Origin of the sequence: Alexandriicola marinus, assembly GCF_004000435.1 — a bacterium.
In the GTDB taxonomy this organism is placed as follows: domain Bacteria; phylum Pseudomonadota; class Alphaproteobacteria; order Rhodobacterales; family Rhodobacteraceae; genus Alexandriicola; species Alexandriicola marinus.
Genome location: NZ_RBVZ01000006.1, coordinates 154819 through 169917, shown reverse-complemented (window position 1 = coordinate 169917; position 15099 = coordinate 154819). Strand labels below are relative to the sequence as shown.

The following is a 15099-nucleotide window of genomic DNA, read 5'->3' as shown; positions in this document are numbered from 1 at the left end:
AACCCGCCTTGCTCCGTAATTCAGGTTCGATGAGGGGCGGCGGTGGTCGTCGCTCTTCCTCTCAACCATTCACCCTGACCAAGGGAATAGGACATGGCCGTTCAAAGCCAAAACATCCGTATCCGGCTCAAGGCGTTCGACTACCGCGTTCTCGACGCGTCGACCGCCGAGATCGTGTCGACCGCCAAGCGCACCGGCGCAAGCGTTCGCGGCCCGATTCCGCTGCCCAACAAGATCGAGAAATTCACCGTTCTGCGCGGCCCGCACGTGGACAAGAAATCCCGCGACCAGTTCGAGATCCGCACGCACAAGCGCCTGCTCGACATCGTCGATCCGACGCCGCAGACCGTTGATGCCCTGATGAAGCTCGACCTCGCCGCCGGCGTGGATGTCGAGATCAAGGTCTGAGGAGGGAAAGCCCATGTTGCGTACAGGCATTCTCGCCAAGAAAGTCGGGATGACCCGGCTGTTCATGGAAGACGGCAAGCAGATTCCTGTGACCGTTCTTCACATCGACAACCTGCAGGTCGTCGCTCAGAAAACCGTCGAGAAGGATGGCTATTCGGCCGTTCAGCTTGGGGCTGGAACCGCCAAGGTCAAGCGCGTCTCCAAGCCGATGCGCGGCCACTTCGCCGCCGCGAAGGTCGAGCCCAAGCGGAAGATGGTCGAGTTTCGCGTGGCTCCCGAGAACCTGATCGAAGTCGGTGAAGAGGTTATCGCCTCGCATTACTTCGAAGGTCAGTTCGTCGACGTCTCCGGCACATCCATCGGTAAGGGTTTTGCCGGCGCGATGAAGCGGCACAACTTCGGTGGTCTTCGGGCCACGCACGGCGTGTCGATCTCGCACCGTTCGCACGGCTCCACCGGTCAGTGTCAGGACCCGGGCCGCGTGTTCAAGGGCAAGAAGATGGCTGGTCACATGGGCTCTGCCCGCGTGACGACGCAGAACCTTCAGGTCGTCAGGACCGATCCCGACCGTGGCCTGATCATGGTCAAGGGTGCCGTTCCCGGATCGAAGGGTGGCTGGGTTACAATCAAGGACGCGGTCAAGAAGCCGACGCCCGAGAACGTGATCTATCCTGCTGCCTTGGCATCCGCTGCCCGCGAAGCACAGCGTCTGGCCGATGAAGCCGCCGCGCAGGCCGAAGCCGAGGCAAAGGCCGCCGAAGAGGCGCGTCTGGCCGAAGAGGCCGCCGCCGAGGAGGCTGCACTGAAAGAGGCCGAGGCGCAGATCGAGGCTGAAAAGTCCGCCGATGAAGGAGGCGAGAACAATGAAGGCTGATGCCATCAAGCTGGACGGAAAGTCCGCCGGCTCGGTCGAGCTCGACGACGAGATCTTCGGTCTCGAGCCGCGCGCCGATATCCTGCATCGCGTCGTCCGCTGGCAGCGTGCCCGTGCCCAGGCCGGAACGCACAAGGTCAAGACGCGGTCGGAAACCAGCTATTCCACCAAGAAGATCTATCGCCAAAAGGGCACCGGCGGCGCACGCCACGGTGACCGGAATGCGCCGATCTTCCGCAAGGGCGGGATCTACAAGGGGCCGACGCCGCGCAGCCATGCGCACGATCTGCCCAAGAAGTTCCGCAAGCTGGGTCTGAAGCACGCGCTTTCGGCGAAGGTCAAGGCAGGCGCGCTTGTCGTGATCGAAAATGCCGATCTGGCCGAAGCCAAGACCAAGGTTCTGGCCAAGTCGGTCGGTAATCTCGGCTGGAAGCGGGCGCTGGTGATCGACGGGGCGCAGGTGAACGAAAACTTCGCCAAGGCTGCGTCCAACATCGCAAACATCGACGTTCTGCCCTCCATGGGTGCCAACGTCTACGACATCCTCAAGAGCGACACTCTCGTTCTGACCAAGGCAGGTGTCGAAGCCCTGGAGGCCCGACTGAAATGAGCGCGAAGCCAGAACATTACGACGTGATCCGCAAGCCGGTCATCACCGAAAAGACGACGATGGCATCCGAAAACGGCGCCGTGGTCTTCGAAGTGTCGATCGACGCGAACAAGCCCCAGATCAAGGAGGCCGTGGAGGCGCTCTTTGACGTGAAGGTGAAGGCCGTGAACACGACCATCACCAAGGGCAAGACCAAGCGGTTCCGCGGTCGCCCCGGCACCCGCAAGGACGTCAAGAAGGCCTATGTCACCCTCGAAGAGGGCAACACGATCGACGTGTCGACCGGCCTTTGATCTGCGGCGGGGTGAGCCCTGCCTGACACAAAGAAAAAACGCCCCGCCGATCCTTCGGCGGGGCGTCTTCGTTTGGTATGAACCAAGCCCCCCGGGTGTCGCGCCGGGGGGATGGCTTGGTTGTCTAGCTCATCAACTGACCGGCTTCGGGCACCCAGCGGAACGCCGCGTCGCCGGTTCCTTCGGCCACGTAGCCGACGGCCGGGAAGGGCATGTGATAGCCGACGGCCGGGATGCGGTCGGCCGCGATCATCCCGAGAATGTTGCGGCGCGAGGCCGCCGCTGCTTCCTTGTCGGCGTCAAAGCGCACCTCCCAGTCGGGCCGGGCCAGAGACCACACCGGGTGGTTCGCAAGATCGGCGAAGATGACGAGGCCTGCGCCGTCACTGTCGAGGCGATAGACCATATGCCCCGGAGTGTGCCCGAAAGCCGCCATGCCCGTGATGCCGCTTGTCACATCCTCCCCGTCGCCCAGAAAGGTCATCTGATCTGCCAGCGGGCGGACATTCATGTCGAAGCCCTCGTTGCCCGCTGCTGCCCAGTGATCGAACTCTGCCTGGCCTGTCACATAGCGTGCATTCGCGAAGGTGGCGGTGCCGTCCGACATCAGGCCACCAATGTGATCGCCATGCATATGGGTGAGCACAACGATTGTCACCTGATCGGGGCTGTAGCCCGCCTCGGCCAGAGCGGCAGTCGTTGCCTGCGCGTTCAGGCCGGTATCGAACAGTACGAGTTCTGATCCCGTGTTGACGACGGTCGGTGTAAAGAAGAATTGCGACATTTCCGTCGACAGGAAATTGTCACGGCTGACCTCGGCGAATTCCTCTGACGACACGTTTGTCCCGAAGATGCCTTGCGGGTTTTCCCGGGGCGTCGTTCCCCCAAGAATGGTGGTGACTTCGAATGCGCCGATGCTGAACCTGCGGTGGCGGGCGAAACTTGGCCCCGCTTTCGCGACATCTGCGAGAGCCGGAGCGCCGGCCAGACCTGCGAGAGGCGCTGCGGCGGCGGAAGCAAGGAGTGAACGGCGAGAGAGGGTAAGCATGGTATCTCCATATAGATCAAAATGAACTGACTATAAGAAATAGCCTGCGATGCGATCTCGCCAGTCACACTATCGTCAGAGGCGCGGCGGGTGCCCCACTTGCGCCGCCTGCAATTTGGGTTGACCTGCTCAATGCGCTCCCCTATCACGCGGCATCGGCCAAGGCCCCGGATTCGTCCGGGGCTTTGGTTTTGTTCGCAAGAACACGAGAACCGGGCACCTGCGGGGGCCTATACCAGAAGAGACGGGCCAGCCCTCGCAAGAGGTCATCGGCCTGCAAAGCAAACGGAAGACAGAAAGCATGGCACTCAAGTCGTATAAGCCGACGACGCCGGGCCAGCGCGGGCTGGTGCTGATCGACCGTTCGGAGCTTTGGAAAGGACGTCCTGTCAAGCCTCTTACAGAGGGTTTGACGAAGTCGGGCGGCCGGAACAACACCGGACGGATTACCTCGCGTCGTCGCGGGGGTGGCGCCAAACGCCTCTACCGGATCGTTGATTTCAAGCGTCGCAAGATGGACATGTCGGCCGTCGTGGCCCGCATCGAATATGATCCCAACCGGACCGCATTCATCGCCCTCGTCCAGTATGAAGATGGCGAACAAGCCTACATCCTCGCGCCCCAGCGGCTTGCCGTGGGCGACAAGATCGTCTCCAGCGCCAAGGCCGACATCAAGCCGGGCAACGCAATGCCGTTCTCGGGTATGCCGATCGGCACGATCGTTCACAACATCGAGCTGAAGGCAGGCAAGGGCGGCCAGATCGCACGCGCCGCGGGCACCTATGCCCAGTTCGTCGGTCGTGATGGCGGCTACGCGCAGATCCGGCTCAGCTCGGGCGAACTTCGCATGGTTCGTCAGGAATGCATGGCCACAGTCGGCGCCGTGTCGAACCCCGACAATTCGAACCAGGATTTCGGCAAGGCCGGACGCATCCGCCACAAGGGCAAGCGCCCCTCGGTTCGTGGTGTCGCGATGAACCCGATCGATCACCCGCATGGTGGTGGTGAAGGCCGGACCTCCGGTGGCCGGACCCCGGTTACACCGTGGGGCAAGGACACGAAGGGTCGTCGCACCCGTAACAAGAACAAGGCAAGCCAGAAGCTGATCATCCGCTCGCGGCACGCCAGGAAGAAGGGGCGCTAGAACATGGCACGCTCTGTTTGGAAGGGCCCGTTCGTCGATGCTTACGTCCTCAAGAAGGCCGAAGCCACGCGCGAATCCGGGCGCAACGAAGTCATCAAGATCTGGTCGCGCCGCTCGACGATCCTGCCCCAGTTCGTGGGCCTGACGTTTGGCGTCTACAACGGCCAGAAGCACATTCCGGTCAACGTGTCCGAGGACATGATCGGCCAGAAGTTCGGCGAATACTCCCCGACGCGGACCTATTACGGCCACGCCGCGGACAAGAAAGCGAAGAGGAAGTAAGCCATGGGCAAGGATCGCAATCCCCGCCGCGTGGCGGACAACGAGGCGATGGCCAAGACGCGCATGCTGCGCACGTCGCCTCAGAAACTGAACCTCGTCGCCGCGATGATCCGTGGCAAGAAGGTGGACAAGGCCCTGACGGACCTCACCTTCTCGAAGAAGCGGATCGCACAGGATGTGAAGAAATGCCTTCAGTCCGCCATCGCGAACGCCGAAAACAACCACAACCTGGATGTTGACGAGCTGGTCGTTGCCGAAGCCTATGTCGGCAAGAACCTGATCATGAAACGCGGTCGCCCCCGGGCCCGTGGCCGGTTCGGCCGGATCATGAAGCCGTTTTCGGAACTCACCATCAAGGTCCGCCAGGTCGAGGAGCAAGCCTAATGGGTAACAAGGTCAATCCCGTCGGAATGCGTCTTCAGGTCAACCGCACCTGGGACAGCCGCTGGTACGCCGACACCAAGGACTATGGCGATCTCCTTCTCGAAGACCTCAAGATCAAGGACTTCATCCGGAAGGAATGCAAGCAGTCCGGCGTGTCCCGCGTGATCATTGAACGTCCGCACCGCAAGTGCCGCGTTACGATCCATGCCGCACGCCCCGGTGTCATCATCGGCAAGAAGGGCGCGGACATCGAAACGCTGCGCAAGAAACTCAGCCAGCTGACGGCGTCGGAACTGCACCTCAACATCGTCGAGGTTCGCAAGCCCGAGCTTGACGCGGCTCTGGTGGGTGAAAGCATTGCCCAGCAGCTCGAGCGCCGGGTTTCGTTCCGTCGCGCGATGAAGCGTGCCGTTCAGAACGCGATGCGCATGGGTGCCCTCGGCATCCGCGTCAACGTCGCGGGTCGTCTTGGCGGCGCAGAAATCGCCCGGACGGAATGGTATCGCGAGGGTCGGGTGCCGCTGCACACGCTTCGCGCCGATATCGACTATGCGCTGTCTGAGGCGGAAACGCCCTACGGCATCATCGGGATCAAGGTCTGGATCTTCAAAGGCGAGATCATGGAGCACGATCCCCAAGCACGTGACCGCAAGCACACCGAACTCCAGGAGGGTGCAATCCCCCGTGGTGCCGGTGGCGGCCGCCGCGATCGCTAAGGAGAAACGCAGATGCTGCAACCGAAGCGCACAAAATTCCGCAAGATGCACAAGGGCCGGATCAAGGGCGAAGCCAAAGGCGGCTCTGACCTGAACTTCGGAACCTATGGCCTTAAAGCGGTCGAGCCCGAGCGGATCACCGCCCGTCAGATCGAAGCCGCCCGCCGGGCCATGACGCGCCACATGAAGCGTCAGGGCCGGGTCTGGATCCGGATCTTCCCTGACGTGCCCGTGACCGCGAAGCCCATCGAAGTTCGGATGGGTAAAGGCAAGGGTTCGGTCGATCGCTGGACCGCCAAGGTCAAGCCCGGCCGCGTGATGTTCGAGATCGACGGCGTGACCGAAGCTGTCGCGCGTGAGGCCCTGCGCCTTGCCGCGATGAAGCTGCCGATCAAGACCCGCACGATCGTCCGCGAAGACTGGTGATCTGCTGCGGCCCCGTCGCGGGCCGCCAGCATGGAAATGGAGGGCTCCTCGCCGGTTAGGTGGGGGGCCTTTCGCGTTCTATGAACCGGACCGTTCCGATGTCGCGGGCCAGATATGCCCCATCCCGGTTTCGAAGGCGGCCCAACTCATGGTGGCGCTGTTGCCGGCATAGCCCTCGTAATAGGATTTGCCCGAGGGCAGGGGCAGGCCGGCCCAGATGCGGGCGAGGTTGCGCATGAACGTCCGACGACTCATCTGACCCGTCTCGAACGCGTTCAACCCGGCACGATCCAGCAGAACATGGGCAAGCCTGTCCTGCACGGCGGGGGAAAAGCGGTACTCCGGGCCGATCCCCGCGGTGGCTGCGACCTCGCGCAGGGTCGAGGGGATGAACTGATAGCGGCCGATGGCATGCGGCTGCCCGGGCGTGTCGGCGATCCAGCGATAGATCTCGCCCAGGGTCATCTGCGTCGGGGGTTTGGCCGGGCGAATCCGCGCTCCATATTGAACGGCGTCATATCCGGCGGATCCGGCCTCGGCCCGCGCGATCAGCGACAGAAGCTGTGCGGTTTGCGTTGTGCCCGACAGACCCGGTGGCGCGTCGATCGCGGCATCGGGCAGCGGCGCAAAAAGCCCATCGGTCCGGGCGCCCACGAACAGGGAGGGGGAGGCCACGGCATCGACGACGCCCGCGCGGCGGACAACGACCGGTGCCGAGGGGGCCGTTGGCCTGTAGAGTGAACCGGTTTCGGCCGCGACGTTCGATCCCCAGAGGAACAGGGCAAAGCTCAGTCTGATGCTGTGGTCCAAAGGCGACTCCATGGCTCATGGGACGGGCCGTGGTATCGCAGGCAAAGGTTGACGGGCGGTTTGCCAATCCGGTTTTCCGCTCGGGGCGGCCGGAAGGCGCCCTTTTCACGCGGTGTCGTCAGGACCGGGGGCAGGGCGGGATCATTCCCAGCGGTAGTTGAAGCTGACGGAAATCCTCTCTCCATCGGCCTCGTTCATCGGCACCTCGTGCCGGAGCCAGCTTTCCCAGAGCAGGACATCGCCGACCACCGGCCTTGCATAGACGAACTGGCGCAGGGCCTCATCGGCATCCTTCCGGCGGGGCGGGGCGGCCATCATCATGGCGTGGCGGGGATCCTCGAACTTGATGGCAGAGGCGCCTTCGGGCATCGCCACATAGGTCGTGCCCGAAATCACCGAATGCGGATGGATATGGGCGGAGTGAAACCCGCCCTCGGGCAGGATGTTGATCCAGATGTCCTCGAGGATCAGGTCTCTCCCGTCCAGATCGAGTTGCAGCTTGGTCGCAAAATCTGCGACATGCGCATCCAGCGATTTCACCAGATCGGTGAAGATGGGGAACCGCCACGGCAGATCGGTCAGCGAGGCATAGGAGGTATAGCCAGGATAGCCATGTTCTTCGCACCAGTTCTGGCCCGCCTCGTCGTCTTCATAGATCGCGTAGCAGGAGGATTCGAGCTCCTCGGTATCGATCGCGGGCTCATGCTCGGACAGACGGCCACGATAGAGGGGCGTGACGAAAAGGGGCGTGATCTGGGGCATGGCGCAAGCGTTCCTGATGGCGTCTGGGCACCTTATATTGTGGTCTCGCGCGATGCGGAACCCGCCGAGGCAGCGCACGCCAACTAATCTCTTGCCAACACAGCGCATCGTGCCTATACGGCCCCTTCATCCACGCACTCCACCGGAATCAGCGTGACCTCCCTGATGGGCACGGGCGCTCCGGTGATGTTGAGAAAGGAAAAGGCGCATGAACGCCAATGAACTGCGTGACAAGACGCCGGACCAGCTCCGCGACGACCTTGTCAATCTCAAGAAGGAGGCCTTCAACCTCCGCTTCCAGCAGGCCACCGGTCAGCTGGAAAATACCGCACGTATGCGCCAGGTCCGCCGTGACGTGGCCCGCGTGAATACCATTCTGAACCAGAAGGCGGCCGCGGCCGCCCAGGAGGGCTGATCCATGCCGAAGCGTATCCTTTCGGGTGTTGTCACCTCCAACCAGAACGAACAGACCGTGACCGTCAGCGTCGAGCGTCGTTTCACGCATCCGGTTCTGAAAAAGACGATCCGTAAGTCCAAGAAGTACCGGGCTCACGACGAGAACAATGCATTCAACGTGGGCGACGCCGTCCGCATCCAGGAATGCGCCCCGAAGTCCAAGACAAAACGCTGGGAGGTGATTGCCTCCTGAGGCTGTCACATCCCCGTTTCGATGAAACCCTGGGGTCGTAACCCCAAAGGTCAGGAGAAACCTCATGATCCAGATGCAGACCAATCTGGATGTCGCTGACAATTCCGGCGCACGCCGGGTGCAGTGCATCAAGGTCCTTGGCGGCTCGCATCGCCGCTACGCATCGGTCGGCGACATCATCGTCGTCTCCGTCAAGGAAGCCATTCCGCGTGGCCGTGTGAAGAAGGGTGATGTCCGCAAGGCCGTCGTCGTCCGCACTGCCAAGGAAGTCCGCCGCGAAGATGGCACCGCGATCCGGTTCGACCGCAACGCCGCCGTCATCCTCAACAACAACAACGAGCCGATCGGCACCCGTATCTTCGGGCCAGTTGTTCGCGAGCTTCGCTCGAAGAACTTCATGAAGATCATCTCGCTTGCTCCGGAGGTGCTGTAATGGCTGCGAAACTCCGCAAAGGTGACAAGGTCGTCGTCCTTGCCGGCAAGGACAAGGGCAAGGAAGGCGAGATCGAGAGCGTCGATCCCAAGGCCGGCAAGGCCGTGGTGACCGGCATCAACATCGCCATCCGCCACATGAAGCAAAGCCAGACAAGCCAGGGCGGCCGCACGCCCAAGGCGATGCCGATCGACCTGTCGAACCTGGCGATCGTCGATGGCAACGGCAAGGCGACCCGCGTTGGCTTCCGCATGGAAGACGGCGCGAAGGTCCGTTTCGCCAAGACAACCGGGGAGGCGATCTGATGCTCGATACCGCGACTTACACCCCGCGCCTGCGCGCCGAATATCACTCCAAGGTCCGCCCCGCTCTGAAGGAGGAATTCTCCTACAAGAACGACATGCAGATCCCGCGCCTTGACAAGATCGTGCTGAACATCGGCTGCGGAGCCGAAGCCGTGCGCGACTCCAAGAAGGCGAAATCGGCACAGGACGATCTGTCCCAGATCGCCGGTCAGCGCGCCGTGATCACCAAGGCCAAGAATTCGATCGCGGGCTTCCGGGTCCGTGAAGACATGCCGCTGGGCGCGAAGGTCACCCTTCGCGGCGACCGCATGTACGAATTCCTCGAGCGCCTGATCTACGTGGCCATGCCCCGTATCCGCGACTTCCGCGGTGTCTCGGGCAAGAGCTTCGACGGCCGCGGCAACTATGCCACCGGCATCAAGGAACATATCGTTTTCCCCGAGATCAACTTCGACAAGGTCGACGAAGTCTGGGGAATGGACATCGTTATCTGCACCACCGCGAAGACCGACGCGGAAGCCAAGGCGCTGTTGAAGCAATTCAACATGCCCTTCAACTCGTGACGCGCGGGAGGAGAACAGTCTAATGGCCAAGAAATCCATGATCGAACGCGAAAAGAAGCGGGAGCGCCTTGTCGCTCAATACGCTGAAAAGCGTGCCGCCCTGAAAGCGATCATCAACGACAAGGAAAAGCCGGTCGAGGAGCGTTTCAAGGCGTCCCTCAAGCTTGCCGAGCTTCCCCGCAACTCCTCGCCCACGCGGCTGCACAACCGGTGCCAGCTGACCGGGCGTCCGCACGCCTATTACCGCAAGCTGAAGATCAGCCGGATCGCCCTGAGGGACCTTGGTTCCAACGGCGAAATCCCCGGCATGGTCAAGTCGAGCTGGTAAGGAGGGTATGAAATGAACGATCCTATCGGCGATATGCTGACCCGCATCCGCAACGCCCAGATGCGCGGCAAGAGCACGGTGGAAACACCGGCCTCCAAGCTCCGTGCCTGGGTTCTCGATGTGCTGGCCGACGAAGGCTACATCCGCGGTTACGAGAAGACGACCGGCAAGGACGGCCACCCGGCCCTCGAGATCAGCCTGAAGTACTATGAGGGCACTCCGGTCATCCGCGAAGTCAAGCGGGTCTCCAAGCCCGGCCGCCGCGTCTATTCGGGCGTGAATGATCTGCCGTCGGTCCGTCAGGGCCTCGGTGTTTCGATTGTCTCCACGCCGAAGGGCGTGATGTCGGATGCAAATGCACGGGCGGCCAATGTTGGCGGCGAAGTGCTTTGCACCGTATTCTAAGGAGGTTGGCAGATGTCTCGTATTGGTAAAAGACCGGTCGAGCTGCCGTCGGGCGTTTCGGCGACCGTCTCCGGCCAGACCGTAGAAGTCAAAGGCCCGAAAGGGACCCGCAGCTTTACCGCGACGGATGATGTGACCATCACCGTCGAGGAAAATGGCGTCACCGTCACGCCGCGTGGCTCGTCCAAGCGGGCGCGTCAGCAATGGGGCATGTCCCGCACCCAGGTGCAGAACTGCGTCATCGGTGTGACCGACGGCTTCAAGAAAGAGCTTGAAATCTCGGGCGTTGGTTACCGCGCCCAGATGCAGGGCAACGTCCTGAAACTGTCGCTTGGCTACAGCCACGACGTGAACTTCGAAGTGCCCGATGGCGTGACCGTTACGGCGCCCAAGCAGACCGAAGTCGTCGTCGAAGGCATCGATCAACAGCTCGTCGGCCAGGTCGCGGCCAATATCCGCGAATGGCGTGCTCCCGAGCCCTACAAGGGCAAGGGGATCAAGTACAAGGACGAGTATATCTTCCGCAAGGAAGGCAAGAAGAAGTAAGGAACGGGCATATGGCAAACAGCAAGAGAGATCTGTTTCTGAAGCGCCGCATGCGCGTTCGGAGCAAGCTCAAGAAGGTGAACGCCGGGCGTCCGCGCCTTTCGGTTCACCGGTCCAACAAGAACATCTCGGTCCAGCTGATCGACGATGCGAATGGCGTGACGCTCGCGGCGGCCTCCTCCATGGAGAAGGACCTCGGCGTCGTCGGCAAGAACAATGTCGAAGCGGCGGCCAAGGTCGGCGCAGCGATCGCCGAGCGGGCCCAGAAGGCCGGCATCACCGAGGCCTTCTTCGATCGTGGCGGGTTCCTCTTCCACGGCAAGGTCAAGGCGCTCGCCGATGCAGCCCGCGAAGGCGGTCTGAAAATCTGATGGGACTGGCGGGGTAGTCCCCGCCTTTTCCGTCTGTGCGTGGGGCGGGGTTCACCGCGCCTTGCGACTTGAAACGTGCAGGTGGCCCCACCGGGTCATCTCGATGACCGGGGAGCGGGATCGCTCACTTCGGTCGGAGACCAGGGGCCAAGGGGCCCAAGACATGAAGGATGCCAACACATGGCAGAACGTGACAATCGTCGGGGCAATCGCCGCGACCGTGATGAGGCCCCCGAATTCGCCGACCGTCTGGTCGCGATCAACCGGGTCTCCAAGACAGTCAAGGGCGGCAAGCGCTTTGGTTTCGCGGCGCTCGTCGTCGTCGGTGACCAGAAGGGCCGTGTCGGCTTCGGCAAGGGCAAGGCCAAGGAAGTTCCCGAGGCCATCCGCAAGGCCACCGAACAGGCCAAACGGCAGATGATCCGTGTGCCGCTCCGCGAAGGCCGCACGCTGCACCACGACATGGAAGGCCGCCACGGTGCGGGCCGCGTCGTGATGCGGACTGCCACGGCCGGTACCGGGATCATCGCCGGTGGTCCGATGCGCGCCGTGTTCGAGATGCTGGGCGTCCAGGATGTCGTCGCCAAGTCGCTCGGTTCGCAGAACCCCTACAACATGATCCGCGCCACCATCGACGGCCTCCGCAAGGAGCAATCGCCCCGCAACGTCGCACAGCGGCGCGGCAAGAAGGTGGCCGATATCCTTCCCAAGCGGGAAGACGCGCCTGACGCGTCCGCCCAAGTCGCCGAGGAGGCCTGAGTCACATGGCAAAGACCATCGTCGTCAAGCAGATCGGCTCCCCGATCCGCCGCCCCGCCAAGCAGCGCGAGATCCTCAAGGGTCTTGGTCTGAACAAGATGCACCGCACCCGCGAGCTTGAGGATACCCCCTCGATCCGCGGCATGGTCGCGAAGATCCCGCACATGGTCGAGATCATCGAAGAGCGCGGCTGACACCATTCGGCCAGGTGGGGGCATGCCCCCACCTGCCACCCAGATAATCAACGCCGTGTCCCCTCCATGATCGCTTCGGGAGGGTCGTCCGGCAAAGGAGAAGCGACATGAAACTGCACGAACTGCGCGACAATGAAGGCGCGACCAAGAAACGGATGCGAGTCGGCCGTGGCCCCGGCTCCGGCAAGGGCAAGACCGCCGGTCGCGGTATCAAGGGTCAGAAATCCCGTTCGGGTGTGGCCATCAAGGGCTATGAGGGCGGCCAGATGCCGCTCTACCAGCGTCTACCGAAGCGTGGCTTCAACAAGCCGAACCGCAAATCCTTCGCGGTTGTGAACCTTGGCCTGATCGCCAAGTTCATCGATGAGGGCAAGATCGACGCCAAGTCGGAAATCACCGAAGACGTTCTGGTCGCAAGCGGCCTCGTGCGTCGCAAGAAGGACGGTATCCGCCTTCTGGCCAAGGGTGATTTCTCCACCAAGGCAAGCTTCAACGTCACCGGCGCGTCCAAGGGCGCGATCGAGGCGGTCGAGAAAGCTGGCGGTTCCGTGACCGTCGCCACGGCGGTTGCGCCCGAATAACAGGTTGTGACGGGGCCAATCGCCCCTTACATATCTACAAGTTTCCTCGCGCCGCCTGCCGGAAACCCGGTCAGGCGGCGCTGTCATGAAAAGAGAGCCGTCCTCCATGGCATCAGCAGCAGAACAAATGGCCTCGAACATGAGCTGGGGCGCGTTCGGCAAAGCGACCGAGCTTCGCCAGCGCATCCTGTTCACCATAGGTCTTCTGATCGTTTACCGGTTGGGCACTTTCATTCCGGTTCCCGGGATCGACGGTGCCGCGCTTCGCTCCTTCATGGAGGATGCGGCCGCCGGCATCGGGGGGATCCTCTCGATGTTCACCGGGGGCGCACTTGGCCGGATGGGCATCTTCGCTCTGGGCATCATGCCCTATATCTCGGCCTCGATCATCATCCAGCTTCTTTCCTCGATGTACGAGCCGCTCAAGCAGCTCAAGAAAGAGGGTGAGCAGGGCCGCAAGAAGATCAACCAGTATACGCGGTATTTCACCGTGATCCTGGCCACCTTCCAGGCCTATGGTCTGGCCCGGTCCCTCGAGGCCGGCGATCTGGCGTCCAACCCCGGCATCTATTTCCAGGCAGCCTGTGTCATCACGCTGGTTGGGGGCACGATGTTCCTGATGTGGCTGGGTGAACAGATCACCGCGCGCGGCATCGGCAACGGCATCAGCCTGATCATCTTTGTGGGGATCATCGCCGAGATACCGGCGGCCACTGCACAATTCCTGACGACGACTCGCCAAACCGGCGACGTCCTGACCATCCTTCTGGTCATCGCGATGATCGTGGGGACCCTGACCTTCGTCGTCTTCATGGAGCGCAGTCTGCGGAAGATCCATATCCAGTATCCGCGCCGACAGGTGGGGATGAAGGTCTATGACGGGGGCACGTCGCACCTGCCGATCAAGGTCAACCCGGCCGGCGTGATCCCGGCGATCTTTGCCTCGGCGCTGCTGCTTCTGCCGACGACGATCTCCACCTTTTCGGGCGGTGAAACCGGGCCGGTCATGTCGACGCTTCTGGCGTATTTCGGCCCCGGCCAGCCGCTCTACCTGCTGTTCTTCGGCGGCATGATCGTCTTTTTCACCTACTTCTACACCAAGGAAGTGGCGTTCAAGACCGAGGATGTGGCCGACAACCTGAAGAACCAGAACGGCTTTGTTCCCGGCATCCGCCCGGGCAAACGGACGGCTGAATACCTCGACTACGTGGTGACGCGAATCCTCGTTCTGGGGTCGGGCTATCTGGCGCTGGTGTGTCTGCTGCCCGAGATGCTCAGGTCGGAACTGTCGATTACCTTCTACTTCGGCGGCACATCGATCCTGATCATCGTGTCTGTCGGGATGGACTTCATCCAGCAGGTTCAATCCCACATGTTGGCCCATCAATACGAAGGGCTGATCGAGAAATCGCAACTACGTGGCAAGCGTTCGGGCAAATCCGGGAGCAAGCCGCGCTCCAAAGGACCCGCGCGTCGATGAATATAATACTCTTGGGCCCCCCGGGGGCCGGCAAGGGCACCCAGGCCCGAAAGCTCGTCGACGAGCGCAAGATGATCCAGCTTTCGACTGGTGACATGCTGCGCGAAGCAAAAGACAGCGGAACCGAAATGGGCAAAATCGTGGCCGACGTCATGGCGCGCGGCGATCTGGTGACCGACGAGATCGTGATCGGCCTGATCCGCGAAAAGCTCGAGGCCGGGAATTCCGGCGGTGGTTATATCTTCGACGGGTTTCCCCGGACGCTGGCTCAGGCCGACGCGCTTGGCAGCCTTCTTGGTGATCTGAACGAGCCGCTCGATGCGGTGATCGAAATGCGGGTCAATGACGAAGCGCTTGTTCAGCGGATCACGGCACGCTCGACCTGCGGCTCCTGTGGCGAGGTGTATAACGACCATACCAAGCCGATCCCGGCGGATGGCAAATGCTCGAATTGCGGCGGCACCGAATTCAAGCGCCGCTCCGATGACAACGAGGAAAGCCTCCGCACCCGGCTCCTGGCCTATTACAAGCAGACCTCTCCCCTGATCGGCTATTATTATGCCAAGGGTGATCTGGAGACGGTCGACGGGATGGGCGAAATGGATGCCGTCGCGGCCGAGATTTCTGACCTTCTGAACGGTTAGATACAAATTCGAGAGGTTCACGCTAGATGTTGTTGCAATCAAAGAATCTATGTGACTCTATGGCTGTGTGCTTCCCGGTTCACA

At 61.9% G+C, this 15099-nt stretch carries 26 protein-coding genes; 23 read left to right on the top strand and 3 right to left on the bottom strand.

The features are described from left to right. Nucleotides 1-93: 93 nt before the first annotated feature. From rpsJ to EP376_RS17050, 4 genes are read left to right on the top strand one after another with little or no spacing between them, the layout of a single operon-like run. A complete protein-coding gene (rpsJ, locus tag EP376_RS17065) occupies nucleotides 94-408 on the top strand; it encodes a 30S ribosomal protein S10 (protein WP_127656822.1) in 315 nt (104 codons plus the stop codon). Between the two features lie 13 nt (nucleotides 409-421). Continuing rightward, complete coding sequence (rplC, locus tag EP376_RS17060) at nucleotides 422-1282, top strand: 50S ribosomal protein L3 (protein ID WP_127656821.1); 861 nt, start codon at nucleotides 422-424, stop codon at nucleotides 1280-1282. Beyond that, entirely contained in the window at nucleotides 1272-1892 is a 621-nt protein-coding gene (gene rplD / locus EP376_RS17055) for a 50S ribosomal protein L4 (protein WP_127656820.1), read from the top strand. Before rplC ends, rplD begins: the two co-directional genes overlap by 11 nt. Continuing rightward, complete coding sequence (locus EP376_RS17050) at nucleotides 1889-2185, top strand: 50S ribosomal protein L23 (protein ID WP_127656819.1); 297 nt, start codon at nucleotides 1889-1891, stop codon at nucleotides 2183-2185. The genes rplD and EP376_RS17050 overlap by 4 nt, the downstream gene beginning before the upstream one ends. A 124-nt stretch (nucleotides 2186-2309) precedes the next feature. Here EP376_RS17050 and EP376_RS17045 read toward each other — a convergent pair whose 3' ends face one another. Further along, complete coding sequence (locus tag EP376_RS17045; RefSeq protein ID WP_127656818.1) at nucleotides 2310-3233, bottom strand: MBL fold metallo-hydrolase; 924 nt, start codon at nucleotides 3231-3233, stop codon at nucleotides 2310-2312. A gap of 301 nt (nucleotides 3234-3534) precedes the next feature. Here EP376_RS17045 and rplB point away from each other — a divergent pair, with 301 nt between their 5' ends. From rplB to rplP, 5 genes are read left to right on the top strand one after another with little or no spacing between them, the layout of a single operon-like run. Then, nucleotides 3535-4377 carry a 50S ribosomal protein L2 gene (rplB, locus tag EP376_RS17040; protein ID WP_127656817.1) on the top strand — a complete coding sequence of 281 codons (843 nt, stop codon included), beginning with the start codon at nucleotides 3535-3537 and terminating at the stop codon, nucleotides 4375-4377. Nucleotides 4378-4380: 3 nt separating this feature from the next. Further along, nucleotides 4381-4659, top strand: a complete 279-nt coding sequence (gene rpsS, locus EP376_RS17035) for a 30S ribosomal protein S19 (RefSeq protein WP_127656816.1) — start codon at nucleotides 4381-4383, stop codon at nucleotides 4657-4659. Nucleotides 4660-4662: 3 nt separating this feature from the next. Beyond that, on the top strand, nucleotides 4663-5043 hold the full coding sequence (gene rplV, locus EP376_RS17030; protein ID WP_127656815.1) for a 50S ribosomal protein L22: 381 nt from the start codon (nucleotides 4663-4665) through the stop codon (nucleotides 5041-5043). Beyond that, nucleotides 5043-5759: a 30S ribosomal protein S3 gene (gene rpsC / locus EP376_RS17025; RefSeq protein ID WP_127656814.1), complete on the top strand. Its 717-nt coding sequence runs from the start codon at nucleotides 5043-5045 to the stop codon at nucleotides 5757-5759. Before rplV ends, rpsC begins: the two co-directional genes overlap by 1 nt. A gap of 12 nt (nucleotides 5760-5771) precedes the next feature. Next, complete coding sequence (gene rplP / locus EP376_RS17020; RefSeq protein WP_127656813.1) at nucleotides 5772-6185, top strand: 50S ribosomal protein L16; 414 nt, start codon at nucleotides 5772-5774, stop codon at nucleotides 6183-6185. 78 nt (nucleotides 6186-6263) lie between these two features. On the opposite strand, the gene EP376_RS17015 is transcribed toward rplP, so the two are convergent. Both EP376_RS17015 and EP376_RS17010 read right to left on the bottom strand, forming a co-directional pair. Continuing rightward, nucleotides 6264-6995 carry a lysozyme family protein gene (locus EP376_RS17015; RefSeq protein WP_238928885.1) on the bottom strand — a complete coding sequence of 244 codons (732 nt, stop codon included), beginning with the start codon at nucleotides 6993-6995 and terminating at the stop codon, nucleotides 6264-6266. 141 nt (nucleotides 6996-7136) lie between these two features. Beyond that, on the bottom strand, nucleotides 7137-7757 hold the full coding sequence (locus EP376_RS17010; RefSeq protein ID WP_127656812.1) for a TIGR02466 family protein: 621 nt from the start codon (nucleotides 7755-7757) through the stop codon (nucleotides 7137-7139). A 208-nt stretch (nucleotides 7758-7965) separates the two neighbouring features. Here EP376_RS17010 and rpmC point away from each other — a divergent pair, with 208 nt between their 5' ends. From rpmC to EP376_RS16940, 14 genes are all read left to right on the top strand, one after another. Continuing rightward, nucleotides 7966-8172 carry a 50S ribosomal protein L29 gene (gene rpmC / locus EP376_RS17005; protein ID WP_127656811.1) on the top strand — a complete coding sequence of 69 codons (207 nt, stop codon included), beginning with the start codon at nucleotides 7966-7968 and terminating at the stop codon, nucleotides 8170-8172. Between the two features lie 3 nt (nucleotides 8173-8175). After that, nucleotides 8176-8406: a 30S ribosomal protein S17 gene (gene rpsQ, locus EP376_RS17000; protein WP_127656810.1), complete on the top strand. Its 231-nt coding sequence runs from the start codon at nucleotides 8176-8178 to the stop codon at nucleotides 8404-8406. Nucleotides 8407-8470: 64 nt separating this feature from the next. Beyond that, a complete protein-coding gene (rplN, locus tag EP376_RS16995; RefSeq protein WP_127656809.1) occupies nucleotides 8471-8839 on the top strand; it encodes a 50S ribosomal protein L14 in 369 nt (122 codons plus the stop codon). Then, nucleotides 8839-9144, top strand: a complete 306-nt coding sequence (gene rplX / locus EP376_RS16990) for a 50S ribosomal protein L24 (RefSeq protein WP_127656808.1) — start codon at nucleotides 8839-8841, stop codon at nucleotides 9142-9144. The genes rplN and rplX overlap by 1 nt, the downstream gene beginning before the upstream one ends. Further along, on the top strand, nucleotides 9144-9707 hold the full coding sequence (gene rplE, locus EP376_RS16985; protein ID WP_127656807.1) for a 50S ribosomal protein L5: 564 nt from the start codon (nucleotides 9144-9146) through the stop codon (nucleotides 9705-9707). The genes rplX and rplE overlap by 1 nt, the downstream gene beginning before the upstream one ends. Nucleotides 9708-9729: 22 nt before the next feature. Further along, nucleotides 9730-10035 (top strand): 30S ribosomal protein S14, encoded by a 306-nt coding sequence (gene rpsN / locus EP376_RS16980; protein WP_127656806.1) that lies wholly within the window; start codon nucleotides 9730-9732, stop codon nucleotides 10033-10035. 12 nt (nucleotides 10036-10047) lie between these two features. Beyond that, on the top strand, nucleotides 10048-10440 hold the full coding sequence (rpsH, locus tag EP376_RS16975; protein WP_127656805.1) for a 30S ribosomal protein S8: 393 nt from the start codon (nucleotides 10048-10050) through the stop codon (nucleotides 10438-10440). Nucleotides 10441-10452: 12 nt separating this feature from the next. Then, nucleotides 10453-10986 (top strand): 50S ribosomal protein L6, encoded by a 534-nt coding sequence (rplF, locus tag EP376_RS16970; RefSeq protein ID WP_127656804.1) that lies wholly within the window; start codon nucleotides 10453-10455, stop codon nucleotides 10984-10986. An 11-nt stretch (nucleotides 10987-10997) separates the two neighbouring features. Beyond that, nucleotides 10998-11357 (top strand): 50S ribosomal protein L18, encoded by a 360-nt coding sequence (rplR, locus tag EP376_RS16965; RefSeq protein ID WP_127656803.1) that lies wholly within the window; start codon nucleotides 10998-11000, stop codon nucleotides 11355-11357. Between the two features lie 180 nt (nucleotides 11358-11537). Further along, nucleotides 11538-12116: a 30S ribosomal protein S5 gene (gene rpsE, locus EP376_RS16960; RefSeq protein ID WP_127656802.1), complete on the top strand. Its 579-nt coding sequence runs from the start codon at nucleotides 11538-11540 to the stop codon at nucleotides 12114-12116. A 5-nt stretch (nucleotides 12117-12121) separates the two neighbouring features. Next, nucleotides 12122-12310: a 50S ribosomal protein L30 gene (gene rpmD / locus EP376_RS16955; protein WP_127656801.1), complete on the top strand. Its 189-nt coding sequence runs from the start codon at nucleotides 12122-12124 to the stop codon at nucleotides 12308-12310. A 107-nt stretch (nucleotides 12311-12417) separates the two neighbouring features. Further along, nucleotides 12418-12891, top strand: a complete 474-nt coding sequence (rplO, locus tag EP376_RS16950) for a 50S ribosomal protein L15 (RefSeq protein ID WP_127656800.1) — start codon at nucleotides 12418-12420, stop codon at nucleotides 12889-12891. Nucleotides 12892-12997: 106 nt separating this feature from the next. Continuing rightward, entirely contained in the window at nucleotides 12998-14371 is a 1374-nt protein-coding gene (secY, locus tag EP376_RS16945; protein WP_238928886.1) for a preprotein translocase subunit SecY, read from the top strand. Then, entirely contained in the window at nucleotides 14368-15015 is a 648-nt protein-coding gene (locus EP376_RS16940; protein WP_127656799.1) for an adenylate kinase, read from the top strand. The genes secY and EP376_RS16940 overlap by 4 nt, the downstream gene beginning before the upstream one ends. The last annotated feature ends 84 nt before the right edge of the window (nucleotides 15016-15099 follow it).